The sequence below is a fragment of the Rhizobium sp. WYCCWR 11128 genome (assembly GCF_013416305.1).
GTDB classification, from domain to species: Bacteria; Pseudomonadota; Alphaproteobacteria; order Rhizobiales; family Rhizobiaceae; genus Rhizobium; species Rhizobium indicum.
Genome location: NZ_JACCEZ010000001.1, coordinates 166815 through 188187 on the forward strand (window position 1 = coordinate 166815; position 21373 = coordinate 188187).

Consider the following 21373-nt stretch of genomic DNA (forward strand, 5'->3'; position numbering starts at 1 on the left):
ATTTCGCCGCGCGTCTTTCGAATTTGTTAACCATGATTAGAAAGAATGAATTAACCGCACGATGCTCCGACGGTGCGTAAAAGAGCGATTCCGGCTCGCACCATTCCTTCCGAGGACCGAACATGCCTGTCATCACATTCGCAAATACCAAGGGCGGCGCCGGCAAGACGACCGCTGTTCTGCTGCTCGCGACCGAGCTTGCCCGCAAAGGTTATCGCGTCACCATTCTCGACGCCGACCCGCAGCACTGGATTTCGCGCTGGCACGAAATATCAGGTCATGTGCCCAATCTTTCGGTGATCGATTTCGTCACAACTGCGTCGCTGCCGGTGCATATCAGCGAGAACAAGCACAATACCGACTATTTCATCGTCGACCTGCCGGGTGCGCGCAATCCGCTGCTTGCCACTGCCGTTGGCCTTTCCGACCACGTGCTGATCCCCATTCAGGGCTGTGCGATGGATGCGCGCGGCGGTGCGCAGGTGCTCGAACTGCTGCAGTATCTGGATGAGAAGGCCGGCATCAAGATCGGCCATTCGGTGGTGCTCACCCGCGTCAATTCGATGGTGACGACGCGGGCGCTGCAAGTCGTCAAGTCGCTGCTCAGCGAGCGGCATGTGCCGGTGCTCGATACGGCAATCATCGAACGCTCCGCCTTCCGCGACATCTTCGACTGTGGCGGCACGCTGCACACGATCGATCCGACGCGCGTCAGCAATCTCGACAAGGCGCGGGAAAACGCCACCTGTTTTGCCGAGGAAATGATGCGCAAGCTGCCGGTCAGGTTGACCGCATCGGTGCGGATGGCGACGGCGGCCTGACGGTTCGCTCGGCCGCTTGAATATATCTCCCCACCTGAAACGACAAGGCCGCCGGAGCGATCCGGCGGCCTTGTCGTTGTTATCATCAAAGTGATTTCAGTCGACGAACTCGACCGTCACGCCCGGCTTGACCATCTTGGCAAGCTCGGTGGCATCCCAATTGGTCAGGCGGATGCAGCCGTGGCTCTGGGTGCGGCCGATCTTCGAGGGCTCGGGCGTGCCGTGGATGCCGTAGGTCGGCTTGGAAAGCGCCATCCAGACGGTGCCGACGGGGCCGTTCGGGCCGGGCGGGATATTGAGGATCTTGTCGTTGGCGCCCTGCTGGAAATTGATCTTCGGATTATAAGTGTAACCGGGATTGAGGGCGACACGCTCGACATTTACCAAGCCCGACGGAGAGGGGGTGTCGGAGGAGCCGATCGATGCCGGATAGGCGGCGAGGAGATTGCCGGCGCCGTCATAGGCGAAGACCTGCTTGCGACCCTTGTCGGCGATGATGCGGGCAACTTCGCCGCTCTTCGGCTCGCCCGGATTGACGACCTTGATGACGGTGCCGGCAACGGTGAAATCGGCGCCGGGGTTCATCTCCTTGAGAAAAGCCTCGTCCATGTGGAAACGCTCGGCCAGCATCTCGGTGGTCGAGGTGTAAGCCAGCGACGGCAACAGCGCCTTGTGCGAATAATCTTCCGGGATCTCGGCGACGAAGGGGCCAGCGGCATCGGCCGGCGTGATCGTATAGCTGACGACGGGCAGGCCGCCGTTCATACGCAGCTCTTCCAGAATGGCATCGGTGTCGTTGGGATCGAGCTTCGACCCGGTCATCTGGTCATAGGCATAGATCCCCTTGGTGACGTTCGAGCCCATATGGCCGTCGATGACGCCCGGAGAGATGCCGGCGCGATCGAGGAAGACCTGCAGTGCGACGATCTCGGGCTTCGACTTGTTCTTCAGCGTGATGACAGGTTCATCAGGTGCGGCCTTCGGCTGATCGGCGGGCGGGATCTGCTGGTCGGGGTCGATCGAGGCATAATCGTCGCCGGGCTGCGGATTGCCGATGCTGTTATCCTCGGGATAGGGCTGGTCGCCGAGCGGCCGGCGTTCAATCGCGGCATCGCGCGGAATGCCGCCGGTGACGGCGCCGCGCTCGGAATAACGTGTATCGCCATCGGGATTGTTGTCGGAATAATAGGGGTCGTTGCCGTACTGGTCGTTATAGACTTCGCGTGCGCCGGGCCGCGGCGGATAGTAGCCGCGGGCGCGCATCTCGGTAGCGACGACGTTGCCATAGTCGTCGATCAACACGCGATTGCCGCTACGGTCGCGGGCGTAGATATAGCCAGCTGGAACATAGTCGAGGATTTCGCCGCTCGGCGTCACAAGCACGATATCGCTCTGGCGGCGATCGCGGAACTGCTGCGCGCCTGCCTCCGGCGCTGTAGCCGCAAGAGCAGCCAGGACGGCCGCGAGGCAAAATGCCGACTTCAAAAAGCGATTCACGTATCATACCTCGAACAGTGACTGGCAGACACACACCTGCGAATTTTGACGCTAGTGTGGAATTTATGAAAGCGTGCTGAACAAAATATGAAAATCACTAAGATTTCCTTTTGCTCATAAACGTTTGCGTCCTTGTGTCAGTTCCGCAAAATCCACGGTTGCTGCAAAAACGCAAGATACGGGCGACGCCGATTGACGAATGGCGGCCCGAAACCTAACGCTAGCGCATCCTTCTTTGCGAAAATCGATTCCGTTTTTCGGAAAGCATGATGCGTTGATTCAAAGTGTTAGAGCGTCCTTTGTGCGTCCGAAAGGACGCTCGGCGCTCTAAGGGGCCGACAATTCCCCAAGGAGACCGTGATGATCGAATTTGCCGCCGCAAGCGGGCCGCGCCTGATGCTGGACGAAACATCGGTGCTGGATATCGGCGGATGCATCGTCGAAAGCGTCGACATCGCTCCGAAACGCGCCATTCCCGATGATGGCGACCCGCGAATCGATCACTCGCTCGAGGGCTTCCTCTTTACCTGCGGGCCGGACCATATCCGCCACCGCCAGCCGATCCCCGGCCGGGACGACGGCAAGGTCTATCCGCTGCACGGATCGGCCTCCGGTCATGTGGCAAAGGTGTTGTGGACGAAGTTCGAGAACGGCAATGCCGAATGCCGCGCCGATATCGACATCACCACTGTCGAGGGACTGCCGCAGCGCATCGAGCGGCTGTGGCGGATCGATGGGGCGACCGGCGAGGTGCGGCTCGAGGATCGGGTCGTCAATACAAGCGATCGGACGGTGCCGACCTTCCTGATGTACCACATGAACACCGGCGGCAAATGGCTGGACGAGGGCACGCGGCTCGAAGGCCGCATGCTGGAAAATGGCGGTTTCCCCTGGACGTTCGGCGAGGAGCCGGGCGGCATCTTCTGCGTCGCAGCGCCGGCAACGGAGGAGGGGTTCGCGGAGGTCCGCCTCGGACCGATCGCCGCTATCGGCGGCAGGACGCTGCGAGTGCGTTTCCGCGCCGACACGCTGCCCCATCTGCAGGTCTGGCGGAACCAGAAGGCGCCAGCCCACATCATCGGCATCGAGCCGGTTTCACATCGGTGGATCTCGCGCGACGAGCTTGAGGCAGCCGGTGAGTTCAACATGCTGGCGCCCGGCGAGAGCCGCAGCTATGCGCTGACCTTTGCCTTCCTGTGAGCGAAGTGTTGTTGACGCTGGCAGACCTCCGTCGTAGACCTTCAGCCCACGATTTTTGAGGAGACAAGACGATGGATATTCGCCAGATCGACGATGAATATTCGGTTTCGGGCCAGATCACGCTCGAGGAGCTCGACGAGATCAAGGCGCTCGGGTTCAAATCGATCGTCTGCCACCGCCCCGACCATGAGAGCCCGGATCAGACATCGTTCTCCGTCATCGAGGCGCGCGCCAAGGAGCTCGGCCTCGAGATCGCCCATGTGCCTGTCGGACCGATGGGCGTGACCGAGGAAGCGGTGCAGGGCATGGTCGATGCGCTCGACGAATTCCCGCGGCCGATGCTCGGCTATTGCCGCTCCGGCGCCCGCTCGACGGCGATCTACCAGAAGACCCACCATATTCGTAGCTAGGCCCCGTTCCGGCTGCCGATTTTCCGGCGCTGCGCCGCAGCGCCATCACCTTCCATTCACTCAGGAGACTAGAATGAGCATTAAGCGTATCGACGTCGGCGCGCGCATGAGCGGCGCCGTCATTCACGGCAACACGGTCTATCTCGCAGGCCAGGTCGGCGAGGGCGAAAGCGTCACCGATCAGTGCAAGTCATCGCTTGCCGAAGTCGACCGTCTGCTGGCTGCATCAGGCAGCAGCAAGTCGAAGATCCTTCAGACGATCATCTACCTTTCCGACATCGCCGATTTCGCCGAGATGAACGCCGTCTGGGAAGGCTGGATCGATCCGGCCAATCCGCCGGCCCGTGCCACCAGCGAAGCCAAGCTCGCTGCGCCGAAATACAAGGTCGAGTTCATCATCACGGCGGCACTCGACTAAAACGCGCCATTCCGATTACCTGAAGCCGGTGAGCACTGCGCGTGCTCACCGGCTTTTTTGCGCTATTTCCGAGAGCGTGCGCGTCGGCGTGATCGCTTCGGGATCGAGCTTGATTTCGATGATTGCGGGCTTGCCGCTGGCGCGTGCCCGCTCGAAGGCGGGGGCGAAATCCGCCGTCGTCTCCACCGTCTCGCCATGGCCGCCATAGGCGCGAGCAAGGGCTGCGAAGTCGGGATTGGTCAGATCGGTGCTGCTGACGCGGCCGGGATACTCGCGCTCCTGATGCATGCGGATCGTGCCGTAGATGCCGTTGTTGACGACGACTGCGATGATCGGCAGACCGTAGCGGATGGCGGTGGCGAATTCCTGTCCGTGCATCAGGAAGCAGCCGTCCCCGGCAAAGCAGATGACCTCGCGCTCGGGAAAGAGCCGCTTGGCGGCGACGGCGGCCGGCAGGCCGTAACCCATCGAGCCGGAGGTGGGGGCGGCTTGGGTGTTGAAGCGGCGGAAACGATGGAAGCGGTGCACCCAGGTGGCGTAGTTGCCGGCGCCATTGGTAAAGATCGCGTCCTGCCCGGTATTGGCCTCCAGCCACTCCATGATCGGCCCCATATGGACGGCGCCCGGACCTGTCGAAGGCGGCTTCGACCAGGCGAGATAGGCCTGGTGCATGCGTTCCGTGCGCTCCGCCCAGTGCGGCTCGGCCGGCGCTTCCAGATCGGCGAGCGCTTCAACGAAATCGGCAGCAGCGGCGCAGATCGCAAGATCAGGACGGTAGATACGGCCGAGTTCGGATGCATCGGGATAGATATGCACCAGCGATTGCTGGGGGTATGGGATATCGATCAGCGTATAGGATGAGGAGGGCATTTCCGACATGCGGGCGCCCAGCAGGATCAGCAGGTCGCTCTCCTTGATCTCCTTTGCCAGCGCCGGATTGATCCCGATGCCGACATCGCCGGCATAACAGGGATGCAGATGATCGAACAGCATCTGCCGGCGGAACGAGCAGCCGACCGGCAATTTGAAACGTTCGGCGAAAATTGCAAAATCGGCGACGGCATCGGCATCCCAGCGCGTGCCGCCGAGGATCACCATCGGCCGCTCGGCCTTGAGCAGGCGCAGATAGAGATCGTCGATCTGGCTGCGACCGGGGTGGGCTTCGACGCCGACATAGCGCTTGGCGCGGGGCGCCTCGACTTCGTCGCGCAGCATGTCTTCCGGCAGGGTCAGCACCACAGGGCCGGGACGGCCGGAGGTTGCGATCGCAAAGGCGCGGGTGACGAACTCGGGAATGCGGGCGGCATCGTCGATCTCGCCCACCCATTTGGCGAATTCGGTGAAGGCGCGGCGGAACTCGACCTCCTGGAAGGCCTCGCGTTCTCTCGCTTCCCGCTGCACCTGGCCGATGAAGAGGATCATTGGGATCGAGTCCTGCTTGGCGATATGCAGGCCGGCGGAGGCGTTGGTGGCGCCGGGGCCACGGGTCACCATGCAAATGCCGGGTTCGCCGGTCAGCCTGCCCCAGCAATCCGCCATCATCGCCGCTCCGCCCTCCTGGCGGCAGACGAGGACGTCGATATCGCTGTCGCGCAACGCGTCGAGCACGGCGAGGAAGCTCTCGCCGGGCACACAGGAGAGACGCTTGACTCCGTTCGCCTTCAGCGCCTCGACGATCAGTTCCCCGCCCGTCTTCTTCATGACAATCCCTTCTTCATGACGATGCCTTCCTCTCGCGCTCGGCGAGTTCCGCCAGAATTTCTGCCTGGTGTTCGCCGAGACGCGGGCTCGGCCTTATATAACGCAGCGGCGTCTCCGACAGCACAACAGGCGTCCTGACACCGGGGATCACGGTACCGGCGGCATCCGCAAGGTCGATGCGCAGGCCGCGGGCCTGCACCTGCGGATGGGCGAACATTTCCTCGATCGTATTGATCGCGCCTGATGGAACCGCGTTCTCTTCACAGGCCTTCAACAGATCCGCCTTTTGCCATTTCAGCGTCTCGGTGGAGATGAGGCGGCGCACTTCGGCGCGATTGCCGACGCGTGCCTTGTTGGTGGCGAAACGCTCGTCGCTCGCGATGGCCTCCAGGCCGAGGATGGTGCAGAAGCGGCGGAACTGGCCGTCGTTTCCAACCGCGAGAATGAGATAACCATCCGCCGTCGGCACGACCTCATAGGGCGAGATATTGGGATGGGCATTGCCGAGGCGGGTCGGCGCCTCGCCGGAGACCAGGTAATTCATGTTCTGATTGGCGAGCACGGCCGATTGCACGTCGAGCAGGGCCATGTCGACCAACTGGCCTTCGCCTGACTTCAGGGCATGGATCAGGGCGGCTTCGATCGCCGAGACGGCATAGATGCCGGTGAAGATATCGGCGATGGCGACACCTGCCTTCATCGGCTGGCCACCCGGCTCCCCGGTAATCGACATGAAGCCGGACATGCCCTGGACGATGTAATCGTAGCCGGCGAGGCTGGCATAAGGGCCGTTCTGGCCGAAGCCGGTGATCGAGCAATAGACGAGCTTCGGGTTCACCTTGCGCAGGCTGTCATAATCGAGCCCGTATTTGACGAGGCCGCCGACTTTGAAATTCTCGATGACCACATCGGCGGTGGAGACGAGGCGGCGGACGAGATCCTGGCCTTCGGCGCTCTTCAGGTCGGCAGTGACGGAGCGCTTGCCGCGATTGGCGGCGTGGTAATAGGCGGCCGAGAGATTTTCGCCGTCGGCGCCCTCGACGAAGGGTGGCCCCCATTGGCGCGTATCGTCGCCGCCGTCGGGATTTTCGACCTTGATGACGTCGGCGCCGAGATCGGCGAGCATCTGTCCCGCCCAGGGGCCGGCGAGCACGCGAGCAAGCTCGATCACCCGGATGCCGGCAAGCGGCGGTTTTTTCGTCACGGTCTCCGTCATGTTCCTCCGGGCTCTCGTTCTTAGATCTGGGCTTAGATCTAGGGCGCCAGCGTCGCCTCTGATGTACCGGATACCGGTTTCGATGCAAAGCGGCGCTCACGCCAGACAATGTAGAAGCCCGACGCCATGATAATCATGATGCCGAGCCATTTGACCGCATCCGGGAAGTCGCCAAAGACCAGCCAGGCGAAGATCGTCGCCGAGACGATCTCGAAATATTGCAGCGGTGCGAGCGTCGAGGCTGGTGCTGCGCGATAGGCATAGACGCCGAGGATGCCCGATATCGCGGCCATGGCGCCGACGCCGGCGACATAGAACCAGGCGCGGCCATCCGGCATGACCGGATCGAAGAGATCGGAGCCGGTTCCCTGGCCCAGGAAAAGCAGGATGGCGCAGAAGAGCAGGCCCCAGATGCTCATCTGGAACTGCATCGCCCAAGGGTCCTCCTTGTGCGAGAGGACGCGGGTCATCAGCACGAAGATGGCGATGCAGAGCGCGCTGACGACAGGCAGAAGCGCGATGTAGCCGACTTCTTCGAAACTCGGCTGGATGATCAGCATTGCCCCGAAGAAGCCTACGCCGCAGGCGCTATAGCGCCGCCAGCCGATCGTCTCCTTCAAGAAGATACCGCCGAGGATCGTCAGAATGATCGGCTCGACGAAGAAGATCGCAATCGCGTCGGCGACCGCCATGTATTTCAGCGTGGTGACGAAGGAGATCATCGAGACCGTGATGATCGCGCCGCGGATGGCATGGAACAGGTTCTGGCGCCAGGAAAAATCGGCAAAGCTGCGCCGCCATATCACAATCGGCAACATGCAGAGCGCCTGTACGGCGAAGCGGCCGGCGGTGATCTCCGCGGAAGGGACTGTGACGATGGCAAGCTTGGCGAAAATATCGATGAGCGGCGAGAACATCACCGAGACAAACATCAGCACAAGCCCCATCGTCACGTCGGAGGCGGACGAAACGGGGCGGACGGAGGTGCTGTTCATGATGAAATCCCTGTACTCAGGATATTGGTCACTCAGGATATTGATCGCTCAGGATCTTGCGACGGCCCTGTCGCACCAGTCCGCAAAGGCCGCGATCGCCGCATCCGCGCCGATCTCATTCAGTGTTTCGTGCCGCATGTCCTGATATATCTCAGTGCTGATACGGGAGAAGCCTTGGCCTTTCAAATGATTTGACAGCCAGAGCACGGCTTTTCCACGCTCCGTCGCCGGGTCTTCTTCGCCGCCGACGAGATGGATCGGCATGTCCCGCGGCAGCCGGTCGAGGTGGATTTTCTGCGGCGCGCGGAAGGTCAGCTCGAAGAGATCGAACCAGAGAGAGACTGAGGCGTCAAAGCCGCAGAGCGGATCGGCGACATACTTGTCGACTTCATCAGGTCTGCGCGACAGCCAGTCGAACTCGGTGCGGCGGCCGGGAATGGATTTGCCCCAGGCGCCGAAGGTGAGCTTCGGCAACATGCCGCTCGGCACGTCGGAGCCCTTCAGCATGCGCTCGGCAAGCAGGATCGCCTGGGCGGCGCGGCCGGCAAGGCCGACGGCGAAATTCGAATTCCAGACGGCGACGGCGTCGAAGTCGGCCGGAGCCGTGACGGCAGCGTTGAGGGCGATGAGGCCGCCCATCGAATGTCCGAAAAGGATCACCGGCAGGCCGGGATGGCGGGAGGCCGCATGGCCGCGCATGGCGATAGCGTCGCCGATCACCCTTTCGACCCCACCCCGCCCGGCGAAGCGGCCGATCGGCGCATCGGGTGCCGTCGTCTCGCCGTGGCCTCGATGATCATGGGCATAGACATGATAACCACGTGCCGCCATCGCCTCGGCAAAGACGCGGTATCGTTTCGAATGTTCAGCCAAGCCATGCGATATCAACAGGATGCCGCGCGGAGGGGTGATGGCCTCGGCATGGTGATAGGCCAGCGACGCCCCTGGCACGGCGAGCCTATGCTTTTCAGAAAACATGTGGGTCCTCCCGGCGGCAACAGACCAGATCGCTGGGTAATTGCAATATGGGCGTTTGATTATCTGATAACAAATTGCTGCCTTGTTGCGATTCAGGGTTGCGGCCTTTTGAATTTGATGCTTATTTGTTCCTGTATTGTTCTTTTTTTGGGGGTTGAAATGAGCAGCATGCAGTTGCGTACCTTGTCGTTCGCTGTGTCGATGATTGTTGCCGGCGCCGCCGTGGCGCAGGAGGCCGGCGGGCGCACCCGCTTCATTCTGGCGGCAAGCTGGCAGCCGGCCTTTTGCCAGACGAACCAGAAGAAAGCCGAGTGTGCGAGCCAGACCGGCGAGCGCCCCGACGCGACGAACTTTTCGTTGCACGGGCTCTGGCCGATGCGGCAGGATTATTGCGGCGTGAGCGCCGATCAGAAGGCCGCCGACAAGGATGGCGACTGGAACAAGCTGCCGGAGGTCACGCTTGCGGCTGAGACGAAGACGGCGCTGGCAAAGGCGATGCCCGGCACGCAATCCGGCCTGGAACGGCATGAATGGGTGAAGCATGGCACCTGCACGAAGATGAGTGCCGACGACTATTTCGGCGTCGGCATGCATCTCGTAAGCGCTCTCAACGCGTCGGCGGTGCGCGATCTTTTCGCTGCCAATATCGGCAAGCCGGTCAAGGCAGACGCGATCAAGGCGGCTTTCGACAAGAGCTTCGGCCCGGGTGCCGGCGACCGTGTCAAGATGAGCTGCCGGCGGGCCGGCAATGTCAGGATGATCAGCGAGCTGACGATCGGGCTTTCGGAAGCCGCCGGGGCGGCATCGGCGAAAAGTGCCGGGCTTGCCGATCTGATCCAGGGTGCTGGAAAAACGTCGTTCGGCTGTGACGAGGGCGTCGTCGACGCTGTAGGCTTTTGACCGGAAATCCTGAGTAAACCGGGTTTGGCGTTGCCCGCAGGCGCTGTTTCGCCTACATAGCGGCACAATCGAAGTTTCCCGCCCGGAGCAGCGCAGCATGGCACGTCAGTTCATCTATCATATGTCCGGCCTCAACAAGGCCTATGGCAACAAGAAGATCCTGGAGAATATCCACCTTTCGTTCTACCCGGATGCCAAGATCGGTATCCTCGGTCCGAACGGCGCGGGTAAATCCACCGTGCTGCGCATCATCGCAGGCCAGGACAAGGAGTATACCGGCGAAGCCTGGCTCGCCGAAGGTGCAACGGTCGGCTACCTGGAGCAGGAGCCGCACCTCGATGCAAACAAGACGGTGTTCGAGAACGTCATGGAAGGCGTTGCCTCGAAGACGGCTGTCCTCGATCGCTACAACGAATTGATGATGAACTATTCCGATGAGACGGCGGAAGAGGGCGCCAAGCTTCAGGACGTCATCGACAGCCAGAACCTCTGGGATCTGGAAAGCCAGGTCGAGATGGCGATGGAAGCGCTACGCTGCCCGCCGCGCGACGCCGATGTCACCAGCCTTTCGGGTGGTGAGCGACGCCGTGTCGCGCTCTGCCGCCTGCTGCTTTCGCAGCCGGATCTGCTGCTGCTCGACGAACCGACCAACCACCTGGACGCCGAAACCATCGCCTGGCTCGAAAAACATCTGCGCGACTATCCGGGCGCCGTGATGATGATTACCCACGATCGCTACTTCCTGGACAACGTCACCGGCTGGATCCTCGAACTCGACCGCGGCCGTGGCATTCCCTACGAAGGCAACTATTCGGCCTACCTGCAGGCGAAAGCCAAGCGCATGCTGCAGGAAAGCCGCGAAGACGCATCGCGCCAGAAGGCGATCAGCCGCGAACAGGAATGGATCGCTTCCAGCCCGAAGGCCCGTCAGGCCAAGTCCAAGGCGCGTATCAAGTCCTACGAGCAGTTGGTGGATGCCGCCGAGAAGCAGCGTCCCGGCGACGCGCAGATCATCATCCCGGTCAGCGAGCGCCTCGGCCAGGTGGTCATCGAGATGGACGGCATCACCAAGGGCTTCGAGGGCCGCACGCTGATCAACGACCTGTCGATCAAGCTGCCGCCAGGCGGCATCGTCGGCATCATCGGCCCGAACGGCGCCGGTAAGACGACGCTATTCAGGATGATCACTGGCCAGGAAACGCCGGATGGCGGTTCGATCCGCATCGGCGAGACCGTGCATCTCGGTTATGTCGACCAGAGCCGTGACACCCTTGCGGCCGACAAGACGGTCTGGGAGGAAATCTCCGGCGGCGCCGAAATCATCAAGCTCGGCAAGTTCGACATGAACTCCCGTGCCTATTGCGGCGCCTTCAACTTCAAGGGCGGCGATCAGCAGCAGAAGGTCGGCAATCTCTCGGGTGGTCAGCGCAACCGTGTTCACCTTGCCAAGATGCTGAAGGCCGGCGGCAACGTTCTGCTGCTCGACGAACCGACCAACGACCTCGATACGGAAACGCTGGGTGCCTTGGAAAACGCGCTGGAGAACTTCGCCGGCTGCGCCATCATCATCAGCCATGATCGCATGTTCCTCGACCGTCTGGCGACGCATATCCTCGCTTTCGAAGGCGACGGCCATGTCGAATGGTTCGAAGGCAACTTCGAGGATTATGAACAGGACAAGGTTCGCCGTCTCGGCCCCGACGCCCTTAACCCGGGCAGCCAGGCTCACAAGCGCCTGACACGCTGATTTCACTCATTTTTGCTTGCGAAAGCCCCGGTTCGGCCGGGGCTTTTTCATGTCACGCCTTGTCGCAATCTGAGCAGCCAATTTCGCGGAGAGTGCGAATTGCCGCTTGCCACCGCTTTTCAAATCACATAAAGATATCTTTATATCTTGATTGGATCGAAGATGAGCGAACCCTTGAAGCTTGGACTGGATGCGCTGGTGGACGTCTTGAAGGCGGCCGGCGAGCCCACGCGCCTGCGTCTTCTGGCGCTGCTTGACGGCGGCGATCTGACGGTGACCGATCTTACCGAAATTCTCGGCCAATCCCAGCCCCGCATCTCCCGCCATCTGAAGCTGCTTGGTGAGGCCGAACTGATCGAACGCTACCAGGAGGGTGCCTGGGCCTATTTCCGCCTCAAGCAGGACGGTAAGGCCGCCATGCTGGTGCGAGCGCTGCTGAAGCATGTTTCCGAGAACGATCCAACAATCCTTCGCGACGGCGAGCGGCTTTCGCAGGTCAAGCGCCAGCGCGCCGAGCGGGCACAGGCCTATTTCAGCCGCAACGCGGCCGAATGGGACGAGCTTCGCCGCCTGCATGCGGCCGATGAGGAGGTCGACGCCGCCGTCATCCGGCTGCTCGGCAGCCAGCCGATCGATTCGCTGCTCGATCTCGGTACCGGCACCGGCCGCATCCTCGAACTCCTGTCCGGGCTCTACCGTCGGGCGACCGGCGTCGATGCCAGCCGCGACATGCTGAGTGTGGCGCGCGCCAATCTCGACAAGTCCCGCATCACCAAGGCCACCGTGCGCCACGCCGATATCCTGAACCTGCCGTTCGAGGCACAGGACTTCGATCTGGTGACGATCCATCAGGTGCTGCATTTCTTTGATCAGCCGGAGATTGCGATCGCGGAAGCGGCGCGCATGCTCCGGCCGGGCGGGCGGCTCGTGGTCATCGATCTTGCGCCGCACACGCTCGAATATCTCCGCGATGAGCATGCGCATGTCCGTCTCGGTTTTTCGCACCAGGCAATGTCCGACTGGTTGCGCAAGGCTGGGCTCGACGTCGAACAGGTCGTCGATCTTCATCCGGGTCAGCAAAGCGGGCAGGGGTTGACGGTCACCGTCTGGCTCGCGCGCGATCCGAGGCGCCTCATGGCTTCGCAACTAAGCGAAGGCGCCGAACCTACATTTGCCGGGAGGGTATGACATGGCTTTGAAAAACGATGCGCGCGGTCGCAACATCAGGGTCTCTTTCGAATTTTTCCCGCCGAAATCGGAGGAGATGGAAGGGCAGCTCTGGCATACCGTCAGCGAACTGCAGGATTGGGATCCGGATTTCGTCTCGGTGACCTATGGCGCCGGCGGCACCACCAAAGCGCCGACGCTGACCGCCGTTACGCGGTTCCTGTCGCAGACACCGCTTGCCACAGCCTCGCATCTCACCTGCGTCGGCGCGACGAAGGAGGAGACGCATCAGGTGGTCGACACGTTCCGCAAGGCCGGCGTGACGCATTTCGTGGCGCTGCGCGGCGATGCGCCCGGTGGTGCCGGCGCGCCCTACCAGCCACATCCCGGCGGTTATGCCAATGCGGCGGAGCTGGTGGCCGGCTTGAAGGAAATCGGCGATTTCGAGATTTCGGTTTCCGCCTATCCGGAAAAACACCCGGAAAGTCGCGACACGGCGGCCGATATCGACATGTTGAAGCGCAAGGCCGACAATGGCGCCGACCGGGCACTGACGCAGTTCTTCTTCGACAACGATAATTTCGAGCGTTACCTGGAACGGGTGCGCGGCGCCGGCATCTCGATCCCCGTTGTGCCCGGCATCATGCCGATCCAGAACCTGACGCAGCTGAAGCGCTTCGCCGGGGCCTGCGGCACGATCATCCCCGCCTTTCTCGACGAGCGCTTCGCAGGCTTCGACGACAAGCCCGAGGAGCGGGCGAAGGTCGCCGCCGAAGTCGCTGCAGAACAGATCGAAGATCTCGTCCGGCGCGGCATCCACGATTTCCATCTCTATACGATGAACCGTGCGCCGCTGGTTTCCGCCGTGCTCGACAATCTCGGCCTGTCCCGCCCCCGCGGGGCGGCAAAAAGTGCGGGCGCAGCCGCCTGATCTTTACGCGTCTGAAAGACGCGTGGCGCTGTAAAAGTGAAAAGCGCATGTCGGGCGGGACATGCGCTTTTTCGTTGGCGGATTGATCAGCTATTCAGGAGTTTAGGCACTATCAGTCATTACACTTTCGTCGGCCAGCTCAGATAAAGAGCATGGACAAGACGAAAGCAAACGCTGCACTGACCAACAGAACATTCAAGGATTGCGTGAGTCCCATGTCTGTCTCCTCGCGTTAACCGGCCGATAATATGTCTGAAATATGTCGGTTGGGAAGCAGATTTTATGCTGCAATGCAGAAGGGTTCGGTGAATAAGTCGAATAGCGTTTCAGCAAGTATTTGAAATTACCTCTTAATTTTCAACAAATTTTTGTTCACAGATTTTAACATGCCGTTAAATCGGGCGATCGCACATTTACCTATGCGCCTAAAACATGGCAGGCTCGCAACCGGTTGAAAACATGTGGAATTCGCAACCGGTTTCAGGTGGCCCTCGCGAGCATGCGATAGGCGCGGCCGTCGAGAATGACCAAGCCGAAACCGATCAGCGCCATGCCGGCAAACTCGCTCAGCGCGAGCCTTTCTCCGAGGAAGAGCACGCCGAGAAGGATGGCGCTCGGCGGCACCAGCAGGGTGACGAGCGAGGCATTGGTGGCGCCAGCCGCCGCCATGATCCGGAAATAGAGGATGTAGCCGAAGGCGGTCGACAGCAGCGCCAGTGCCAGGATGGCGAGGAGGGCATCGAGCGACGGTGCGGCAAGCGCCCAAGGACGATCGGCCAGCAGCGACAGCGGCAGCGCAATCAGCGAAGAGGCGGTCAACTGTCCGGCTGCGGTGACAGGGGCGGGAACATTCTTGAAGCGTTTTCCGTAAGTGGCGGCGAAACCATAGGAGATCGCGGCAAGCACGGGAAGAAGCAGCGCCCAGAGCGGGGCTTGGCCACCGGCCGATATGCCGGGGCCGATCAGCACGATCGTCCCGGCCAGCCCGACCAGGCAGCCGGCGATCTTTGCCGGCGACAGCTTCTCGTCTGAGGTGAAGTAGTTGGCGATCAACACGGTCCAGATCGGTGTCGTCGCATTCAGGATCGCCGCCAGACCGGCGCCGATGCGGGTCTGGCCGAAAAAGATCAGCGCATGCGGCAGGGCATTGTTGATGAGCCCGAGGATCAGGAATTCGCGCCAGCGGGCCTTGAGGATCGCATAGAAGTCGAAACGGCCGGCGATATAGATATGCAGCGCCAGCGCTGCGAGCAGCAGCCTGAAGAAGACTAGGGTCAGCGGCGGCACGTGCTGGACGGCGATGCGGGCAAAGAAAAAGGAGGCGCCCCAGATCAGGCCGAGCAGGACCAGCAGACCCCAGGTCCAGGCATTCATTCTGCTGTCCACGCCGGTTCCTCCACCGCAAGCCGTTTGCCGAAAAACGGTTTTCGGTTTCATGCTGTATCGCAGGCGGCGGATCGCGCCACCCGTTTCTTGCGAAGCGGGCGGCAAGATGTCAGCTAAAGCGCGTCGCGATCTTTCGGATTCGCTCGTCGCGCTTTAGCTCTTTGTTTTTACGCATGCCGTTGTCGCAAAACCGCTGCACACTTTTGCGCGGCATGCTCTAGGATCAGAGGGCGTTGAGAAGGGCAGGCGTCGCCCAGCCGTCGGCCGGCATGCCGAGGCGCTGCTGTTCCTTCTGGATCGCGACACGCGTGCCGGAGCCGAGGATGCCATCGATCTCACCGACATCATGGCCGAGCGACTGCAGCTTGGTCTGCAAGGCCTTCATCTGGTCGCTGGCAAGCCCCTGTTCCGGCACGCCCTTGAGATAGGGTTCGGCGCCCGAAAGGCGCGTCCCGAAATAGGCGGCCGAGGTCGTGTAGATGAACGACTTGTTCCATTCGAGATAGATCTTGAAATTGGGGTAGGCGATGAAGGCCGGTCCCATGCGGCCCTGCGGGAGGACGAGGTCGCCTTCGAGATCGCCGAAAGCTATATTGCCGTCGCGCGGCTTGACGCCGAGTGCGAACCATTCGGCGGCCTTCATCGTGCCGCCAAGACCGGATTTCTCGAAGGGCAGGTTGTCGGGCACGGTCACTTCCTGCAGCCAGGGCTGGCCGCGCTCGAAGCCGAGGTGCTGGATGAATTTCGCCGCCGTCAGGATGGCGTCCGGGCCGCTCTGCTTCAGGCGGATATGACCGTCACCGTCGCCATCCATGCCATAGGCGATGATGTCGCGCGGCAGCATCTGCACCTGGCCGATCTCGCCGGCCCAGGCGCCGGTATTGGTGGCGGGGTCGAGGTCGCCGTGCTGAACCATCTCGATCAGGGCGATCAGCTGCGGACGGAAGAGTTCCGGACGGCGGCAATCATGCGACAGCGTCACCAGGGCGTTGCGGGTGTTGAAATCGCCCTGGACGGCGCCGAAATCGGTTTCCATCGCCCAGAAGGCGGTGATGACGCCCGGGGGCACGCCGAATTCCTGCTCGGCGCGAGCAAAGACGTCGGCATATTGCTTCATCTTCTGGCGGCCGATGTCGAGGCGGGCCTGGCTGACGGTGCGCTGGGAGAATTCGAGGAAGGTCTGCTTGAAGACGCCTTGGGCGCGATCCCGGCTCAGGACTTTGGGGTCGATATCGGCGCCGGCAAAGGCCTCGTCGGCGGCTGCCGCACTGGCGCCGGCTGCGATTGCGTCTTTCTTCACGCCTTCGAGGAAGGCGGACAGATCGCCGCCACAGGGTGCGGCCGAGGCTGCGTCCGGCGCCTGCTGGGCGGCCGCGCCGCCGGCGAGGGCAAGCGCAAACAGGAGGGCGAGTGCAGAGCGGCTTGCGAGCGAGCGGTGCATGGATGCGGTCCTTATATCAAAAAGATTTCCCGTCGCTTTCACAGACGAATGTGACGGAAGCAAGAAACATCGCAGGACGTTACTAAGAATTTCTATCCTTGGAAACGGCTGCGACCCAATTGTTCCAGTTCTTTGCACTGCCGGCAAAGACATTGATATCGGTCGGACCGCTGATGCCGGGAATCACGCCGGTCGAGGTATATTGCCAGAAGGCCCAGCGGCGGTCGGAATAGGTCACCTCGGGGTGTTTTGCCACCGAACGAACCCAGAAATGATAATCCTGGAAGTAGCCGGCGAGATTTTCGCGGTGGAAATCGACCGAGGTATAGATGATCGGGCGCTTGCCGTAATAGGCTTCCAGCCGATCCATGAAACGCTGCATTTCGGCGCGCACCGTTGCGGCGTCGGGGCGGTAGCGGCAGGTCTTCGATTCAGCGTTCCATTCGACGTCGAGCACCGGCGGCAGGCGCATGGCCTCCTTCGGCACGTTGCGGATGAACCAGTCGGCCTGCTGATCGGCCGAAGAGCAGAAATAATAGAAATGATAGGGAGCGTGCGGGATGCCGGCGGCGCGGGCCTCTCGCCAGTATTCGTCGAAGCGCGGATCGACCCTGTCCTTGCCTTCGGTGGCCTTGATGAAGGCGAAGGCGACGCCGGAATTCTTCACCGTGCCCCAGTCGATATCGCCCTGCCATTTGGAAATATCGATGCCGTGCACCTGGTTGAGCTGCGGATGCTTGGCTCCGAAATCCTGGGGATCGGTATCCTTGAAGCGCGTCTTCGGCTTGATCGACGCCGTTTCGAGGTAGTCATAACCGGAGGAACTGCAACCGGCCAAAAGGACGGCCAAGGGCAAAACGCAAAACAAAAGCCGGCGCATGGGCGTCCCGTCGTAGCTCGAATGATCTCTTTGCCCCACAACCTGACCTTCGAAAAAGACGAGTCAGCAGAGGATAACCCTCTTTTCATCATATCAACGTAAAAAATCGGTTAGTTTCAAGCGAATTATGAGCGCTTGCTGATAATAGCTGCCCGCCAGGCATAACCGCCGCCGACGGTATCGAACAACAATGTCGCGTTGTTTTCATGGGCTTGCGCTTCCAGGACCGGGCGCAGATCGGGGCGCGGGGTGACGTGGAATTTCGCAAGCCAGGACTGCAGCATGCGCCGGAACCAGCCCGGCAAGCCTTCCTGTTGGCCGAAATCGACGATGTGCAGCTGGCCGCCGGGATTGAGGGCAGCGATCGATGCGTCGACGGCGCGCTCCCAGTCCGGGATCATCGACAGGGCGTAGGAAATCAGGATGCGGTCGAAACCGCTGACGCCGAATTCGCGCGGTGTGAAGGCCGTGGCGTCGGCGACGCGGAATTCCGGGATCGTCGCCTTGGTGGCGAAGGTCTTGCGCGCCGAAATCAGCATTTCCTGGGAAATGTCGAGGCCGAACAGCTTGGCGGTCGGGAAATGCCTATGGGCGAAAGCCATGTTGCGCCCGGTGCCGCAGCCGACTTCAAGCAGCGTGCCGCCTTCGGGCACGTCGAGGTTGCGGATCGTGCTGTCACGGCCGAGAAGATAATATTTGCGGGTCAGGTCGTAGATATGGCGCTGGTAGCGGTACATGCCATCCATGAGGCTGGCATGTTCATCGCTCTGTCCTGCCGTCTCAGTGCCGACCTTGCTCACGCTTTCTTCCCGTAAATGTGGAAGCCGCCGTAGATTGCCGAACGATCAAGCGCAGTCAGTTCACGCGACTTCTCTTCGAAGTAATCCCATTGGTCGCGGATCGCCGGAGCCAGACGGCCTTCGATGATGCTTTTTTCGGCGGCGGTGCGGAAGATCACGCGGGCGCCTTCGCGCGCCGTGCGGGTGATTTCCGTCCAGACGTCGTTCAGCTGCTCGTCCGTCATCCAGTCCTGTGCGTCGAGCAGGATGTAGCGGTCGCGTGAGGCGGCCGGCTCGCGGGCCAGAAGCTCGGTGAAGCTTGCGTGGTGGACATTGACGCGGTCGACATTGGCGCGGATCACCTGATAGTGCTCCGACTTCAGATAGGTCGGCAAAGGGCCTTCCGATTCGGTGCCATAGCGGCGGCCGAAGGCCTGCCAGGCGAAATAGTTGTCGCTCATCGGGAAATGACAGGCGAGCTTTTCCAGGCGGTGCTTCAGCACCGGCGCGATCGAATGATCGGCGGCAAGGCTTGCGAGTTCGTCATATTGCTGCGGCGGAATGCCGAGGCCGAAGAGCGAGCTCTTGCGGCCGGTGATCCAGCGCACGACCGGCTTTTCGAAGAGCGGCGCGATCTGTTCGTCGAAGAACTGGCGCTGCTCACGGATCGAGCGGGTCTTGGTCATCTCGCGCAGCTTGACGCCATGCAGGCGGGCAAGAAGGTGGGCGGCGCCGATGAAGCGGCCGAGCAGGCCTGTTTCGTAAATGTTGCGGTCGAAGACTGTGACGCGGCGACGGCCGAATTTACGGCCGTTCCAGTAGCTGCGGGTCGCCTCATCGAGACGGGCGGCGAGATGCTGGTCGTAGGCGCGGCTGTTCGACTTTTCGTTCGGCATTGCCAGGAAGCGGACGAGATCGGCATGGCCGGGAAGATGCTTGAAGGCGGCAAGCTTCAGGCGGTTCAGCGCGATGTGGTGCGGGTTGAGATCGACCACGTCGATCGAAGCCGGCGCTTTGGAGAGATAGGCGAGCATGTTGCAGCCGCCGGAGCCGATGGTGACGATGCGATGGTTTGGCTTCAGCTCCATCGCCTGCATGTCGAGATCCGGATCCTCCCAGATCTGCGGATAGACGAGGCCGGAGAAGAGAAGGCCGAAGAGACGCTCGGAAAAGCCATCCTTCGAAAAAGCCTTATGGCGGAGAAGGGCATCCTTGAGTTTCCGGTTCTTGCGGAAGCCGGCATCCGGTGCAAATTCTGACATGAGTCTGTCACCTTTTTAGCGTTCAGGGCGTGTAGCGCGCCACTGCTACAGTTTGATGACGTGGGCTGTGAGCGCCCTCTCGCGAGGCTGCGGCTTCAATGAAGCGTGATCTCAATCACATCTTCAGGAAGTGATTGGTATGGTGCGCCTTCTTCGCGTCGGCCCCTTTCCGGCGGGTGCGATTCCTGCTTTTCTCCCGTCATGGAGGAATGTCATGCGATTTGTCCTGCGTATTCTGAAGGCGCTTGCTCTCCTTGTCGTCCTCGTCGTCATCGGCGCCGCCGGCTGGCTCTTCGCCCAGCCGCCGGAATTGCTGCGGGTCGGCGACGGCTATGCCGCAAAGATCGTCTGCTCCAACGTCTTCATTGCCGGCCGCGAGGCCGAGGATGTGCTCCATGACGACGTCCAGGCGCCTGGAAATCCGCTGCTGCGGCTGGTGCGCGTCAGCGTCGACCGAGACAACGACCGTGTGACGGCGCGCTTCATGGGGCTGTTTGCGCCGAGTTATGCGCTCTATCGCGGTGCTTTCGGCTGCACGAGCGTGCCGGACGGCAATTTCGAGGCGGCGGCGAATGCAGCGCCTTTCGATCCGCCGGTCAAGATGCAGGCGAACGACGCCTTGTGGCCGGAGGGCGAGGGAACCGGCAATCCAGCGGACGGGAAGATCGCGGCGCTGCTGGCAGATCCCGGTGTTGCCGGCCCGGCCATGCGGGCGATCGTGGTGGTGCGCAATGGCCGCATCGTCACTGAGGCCTATGGACCCGGCTTCTCGGCGAAGACGCCGCTGATCGGCTGGTCGATGACGAAGACGGTAAATGCGACGATCCTCGGCCGGCAGATGCTCGGCGGCAAGATCTCCTTCGACGACGATAACCTGCTGGCGCAGTGGAAGAACGATGCGCGTGCCAAGATCAAGGTTTCCGATCTGCTCGGCATGGAGAGCGGTCTTGCCTTCAACGAGAACTATGGCGACGTCGCCGATGTGACGCGCATGCTCTATCTCGATCCCGACATGGTATCGCTGCCGGCCAATGCGCCGATGGAGGCGGCACCCGGCCAGCGCTTCCGCTATTCGAGCGGCACGGCCGTGCTGCTCTCGCGCATCTGGATGGACAGGGTCGGCAATGCTCAGGCGGCCTTTTCCTATCCGCACGATGCGTTGTTTGCGCCGCTCGGCATGACGAGCGCCGTGTTCGAACTCGATGCGCGCGGCACGTTCGCCGGAAGCTCCTATCTCTATGCGACGGCGCATGACTGGGCGCGCTTCGGGCAGTTCCTGCTGCAGGATGGCGTGTGGAACGGCCAGCGACTGTTGCCGGAGGGTTTCGTCGGCGCCATGCGCACCCCGACGGCGGCTTCGAACGGGCGGTATTCGCAGGGCCAGGCCTGGCTGGCGCCCGGCCGCGGCTCGAGCGCTGGGGCCGGGCTGCCTGAGGATACGTTCTGGCTGACGGGGCACGACGGGCAGAGCGTGGCGATCGTGCCTTCGGCCAATCTGGTGGTCGTCAGGCTTGGCCTGACGCCGAGCTGGCTCGACTACCAGCCGCAGGTGCTTCTCAAGGCGATCCTGGCGGCCCTGCCGACTTCGGGGGCGTCGCAGCGGCAGGCCGGATCGCAACGACAAGCCCAGCCGCAGCCATAGGC

General features: G+C 61.7%; 19 protein-coding genes. 9 read left to right on the forward strand and 10 right to left on the reverse strand.

Annotation, left to right across the window (positions count from 1 at the left end; genetic code table 11):
- The first annotated feature begins 122 nt into the window (after positions 1–122).
- Positions 123–821 carry a ParA family protein gene (locus tag HX898_RS00830; protein WP_180193726.1) on the forward strand — a complete coding sequence of 233 codons (699 nt, stop codon included), beginning with the start codon at positions 123–125 and terminating at the stop codon, positions 819–821.
- A gap of 96 nt (positions 822–917) precedes the next feature.
- On the opposite strand, the gene HX898_RS00835 is transcribed toward HX898_RS00830, so the two are convergent.
- On the reverse strand, positions 918–2318 hold the full coding sequence (locus HX898_RS00835; RefSeq protein WP_171598411.1) for a L,D-transpeptidase: 1401 nt from the start codon (positions 2316–2318) through the stop codon (positions 918–920).
- A gap of 360 nt (positions 2319–2678) precedes the next feature.
- On the opposite strand from HX898_RS00835, the gene HX898_RS00840 reads away from it, so the two are divergent.
- The 3 genes from HX898_RS00840 (at position 2679) to HX898_RS00850 (ending at position 4346) form a co-directional block, all read left to right on the forward strand.
- Positions 2679–3518, forward strand: a complete 840-nt coding sequence (locus tag HX898_RS00840; protein WP_171598410.1) for an aldose 1-epimerase family protein — start codon at positions 2679–2681, stop codon at positions 3516–3518.
- Between the two features lie 71 nt (positions 3519–3589).
- On the forward strand, positions 3590–3928 hold the full coding sequence (locus HX898_RS00845) for a TIGR01244 family sulfur transferase (protein ID WP_138330492.1): 339 nt from the start codon (positions 3590–3592) through the stop codon (positions 3926–3928).
- Between the two features lie 73 nt (positions 3929–4001).
- A complete protein-coding gene (locus HX898_RS00850; protein ID WP_138330493.1) occupies positions 4002–4346 on the forward strand; it encodes a RidA family protein in 345 nt (114 codons plus the stop codon).
- Positions 4347–4391: 45 nt separating this feature from the next.
- On the opposite strand, the gene HX898_RS00855 is transcribed toward HX898_RS00850, so the two are convergent.
- From HX898_RS00855 to HX898_RS00870, 4 genes are read right to left on the reverse strand one after another with little or no spacing between them, the layout of a single operon-like run.
- Entirely contained in the window at positions 4392–6047 is a 1656-nt protein-coding gene (locus HX898_RS00855; protein WP_180193727.1) for a thiamine pyrophosphate-binding protein, read from the reverse strand.
- A 13-nt stretch (positions 6048–6060) separates the two neighbouring features.
- On the reverse strand, positions 6061–7263 hold the full coding sequence (locus HX898_RS00860) for a CaiB/BaiF CoA-transferase family protein (protein WP_180193728.1): 1203 nt from the start codon (positions 7261–7263) through the stop codon (positions 6061–6063).
- 38 nt (positions 7264–7301) lie between these two features.
- Positions 7302–8258 carry a DMT family transporter gene (locus HX898_RS00865; protein ID WP_180193729.1) on the reverse strand — a complete coding sequence of 319 codons (957 nt, stop codon included), beginning with the start codon at positions 8256–8258 and terminating at the stop codon, positions 7302–7304.
- A gap of 48 nt (positions 8259–8306) precedes the next feature.
- Positions 8307–9236: an alpha/beta hydrolase gene (locus HX898_RS00870; protein ID WP_180193730.1), complete on the reverse strand. Its 930-nt coding sequence runs from the start codon at positions 9234–9236 to the stop codon at positions 8307–8309.
- A 159-nt stretch (positions 9237–9395) separates the two neighbouring features.
- On the opposite strand from HX898_RS00870, the gene HX898_RS00875 reads away from it, so the two are divergent.
- The 4 genes from HX898_RS00875 to metF all read left to right on the forward strand — a co-directional run bounded on the left by HX898_RS00875 (position 9396) and on the right by metF (position 13981).
- Positions 9396–10136: a ribonuclease gene (locus tag HX898_RS00875; RefSeq protein WP_138330498.1), complete on the forward strand. Its 741-nt coding sequence runs from the start codon at positions 9396–9398 to the stop codon at positions 10134–10136.
- A gap of 97 nt (positions 10137–10233) precedes the next feature.
- A complete protein-coding gene (gene ettA, locus HX898_RS00880; RefSeq protein WP_012758311.1) occupies positions 10234–11883 on the forward strand; it encodes an energy-dependent translational throttle protein EttA in 1650 nt (549 codons plus the stop codon).
- 162 nt (positions 11884–12045) lie between these two features.
- Positions 12046–13071: a metalloregulator ArsR/SmtB family transcription factor gene (locus HX898_RS00885; RefSeq protein WP_180193731.1), complete on the forward strand. Its 1026-nt coding sequence runs from the start codon at positions 12046–12048 to the stop codon at positions 13069–13071.
- Between the two features lies 1 nt (position 13072).
- Positions 13073–13981 carry a methylenetetrahydrofolate reductase [NAD(P)H] gene (gene metF, locus HX898_RS00890; protein WP_180193732.1) on the forward strand — a complete coding sequence of 303 codons (909 nt, stop codon included), beginning with the start codon at positions 13073–13075 and terminating at the stop codon, positions 13979–13981.
- A gap of 480 nt (positions 13982–14461) precedes the next feature.
- Here metF and HX898_RS00895 read toward each other — a convergent pair whose 3' ends face one another.
- The 5 genes from HX898_RS00895 to HX898_RS00915 all read right to left on the reverse strand — a co-directional run bounded on the left by HX898_RS00895 (position 14462) and on the right by HX898_RS00915 (position 19729).
- Positions 14462–15367: a DMT family transporter gene (locus HX898_RS00895; RefSeq protein ID WP_180193733.1), complete on the reverse strand. Its 906-nt coding sequence runs from the start codon at positions 15365–15367 to the stop codon at positions 14462–14464.
- 223 nt (positions 15368–15590) lie between these two features.
- Complete coding sequence (locus tag HX898_RS00900) at positions 15591–16808, reverse strand: lytic murein transglycosylase (protein WP_180193734.1); 1218 nt, start codon at positions 16806–16808, stop codon at positions 15591–15593.
- A gap of 82 nt (positions 16809–16890) precedes the next feature.
- Positions 16891–17688, reverse strand: coding sequence for a GH25 family lysozyme (locus HX898_RS00905; RefSeq protein WP_180193735.1), 798 nt, complete (start codon positions 17686–17688; stop codon positions 16891–16893).
- A 125-nt stretch (positions 17689–17813) separates the two neighbouring features.
- On the reverse strand, positions 17814–18488 hold the full coding sequence (locus tag HX898_RS00910) for a class I SAM-dependent methyltransferase (RefSeq protein WP_138330502.1): 675 nt from the start codon (positions 18486–18488) through the stop codon (positions 17814–17816).
- Positions 18485–19729: a DUF3419 family protein gene (locus HX898_RS00915; protein ID WP_138330503.1), complete on the reverse strand. Its 1245-nt coding sequence runs from the start codon at positions 19727–19729 to the stop codon at positions 18485–18487. Before HX898_RS00915 ends, HX898_RS00910 begins: the two co-directional genes overlap by 4 nt.
- A gap of 214 nt (positions 19730–19943) precedes the next feature.
- Between HX898_RS00915 and HX898_RS00920 the strand changes: the two genes are divergently transcribed.
- Complete coding sequence (locus HX898_RS00920) at positions 19944–21371, forward strand: serine hydrolase (protein WP_138330504.1); 1428 nt, start codon at positions 19944–19946, stop codon at positions 21369–21371.
- Positions 21372–21373: the final 2 nt, after the last annotated feature.

Coding starts and splice junctions, on each gene's coding strand:
- HX898_RS00845 (WP_138330492.1), top strand. CDS start 3,590: ATGGATATTCGCCAGATCGACGATGAATATTCGGTTTCGGGCCAGATC.
- ettA (WP_012758311.1), top strand. CDS start 10,234: ATGGCACGTCAGTTCATCTATCATATGTCCGGCCTCAACAAGGCCTAT.
- HX898_RS00855 (WP_180193727.1), bottom strand. CDS start 6,047: ATGAAGAAGACGGGCGGGGAACTGATCGTCGAGGCGCTGAAGGCGAAC.
- HX898_RS00875 (WP_138330498.1), top strand. CDS start 9,396: ATGAGCAGCATGCAGTTGCGTACCTTGTCGTTCGCTGTGTCGATGATT.
- HX898_RS00830 (WP_180193726.1), top strand. CDS start 123: ATGCCTGTCATCACATTCGCAAATACCAAGGGCGGCGCCGGCAAGACG.
- HX898_RS00905 (WP_180193735.1), bottom strand. CDS start 17,688: ATGCGCCGGCTTTTGTTTTGCGTTTTGCCCTTGGCCGTCCTTTTGGCC.
- HX898_RS00920 (WP_138330504.1), top strand. CDS start 19,944: ATGCGATTTGTCCTGCGTATTCTGAAGGCGCTTGCTCTCCTTGTCGTC.
- HX898_RS00850 (WP_138330493.1), top strand. CDS start 4,002: ATGAGCATTAAGCGTATCGACGTCGGCGCGCGCATGAGCGGCGCCGTC.
- HX898_RS00865 (WP_180193729.1), bottom strand. CDS start 8,258: ATGAACAGCACCTCCGTCCGCCCCGTTTCGTCCGCCTCCGACGTGACG.
- HX898_RS00840 (WP_171598410.1), top strand. CDS start 2,679: ATGATCGAATTTGCCGCCGCAAGCGGGCCGCGCCTGATGCTGGACGAA.
- HX898_RS00900 (WP_180193734.1), bottom strand. CDS start 16,808: ATGCACCGCTCGCTCGCAAGCCGCTCTGCACTCGCCCTCCTGTTTGCG.
- HX898_RS00870 (WP_180193730.1), bottom strand. CDS start 9,236: ATGTTTTCTGAAAAGCATAGGCTCGCCGTGCCAGGGGCGTCGCTGGCC.
- metF (WP_180193732.1), top strand. CDS start 13,073: ATGGCTTTGAAAAACGATGCGCGCGGTCGCAACATCAGGGTCTCTTTC.
- HX898_RS00860 (WP_180193728.1), bottom strand. CDS start 7,263: ATGACGGAGACCGTGACGAAAAAACCGCCGCTTGCCGGCATCCGGGTG.
- HX898_RS00915 (WP_138330503.1), bottom strand. CDS start 19,729: ATGTCAGAATTTGCACCGGATGCCGGCTTCCGCAAGAACCGGAAACTC.
- HX898_RS00885 (WP_180193731.1), top strand. CDS start 12,046: ATGAGCGAACCCTTGAAGCTTGGACTGGATGCGCTGGTGGACGTCTTG.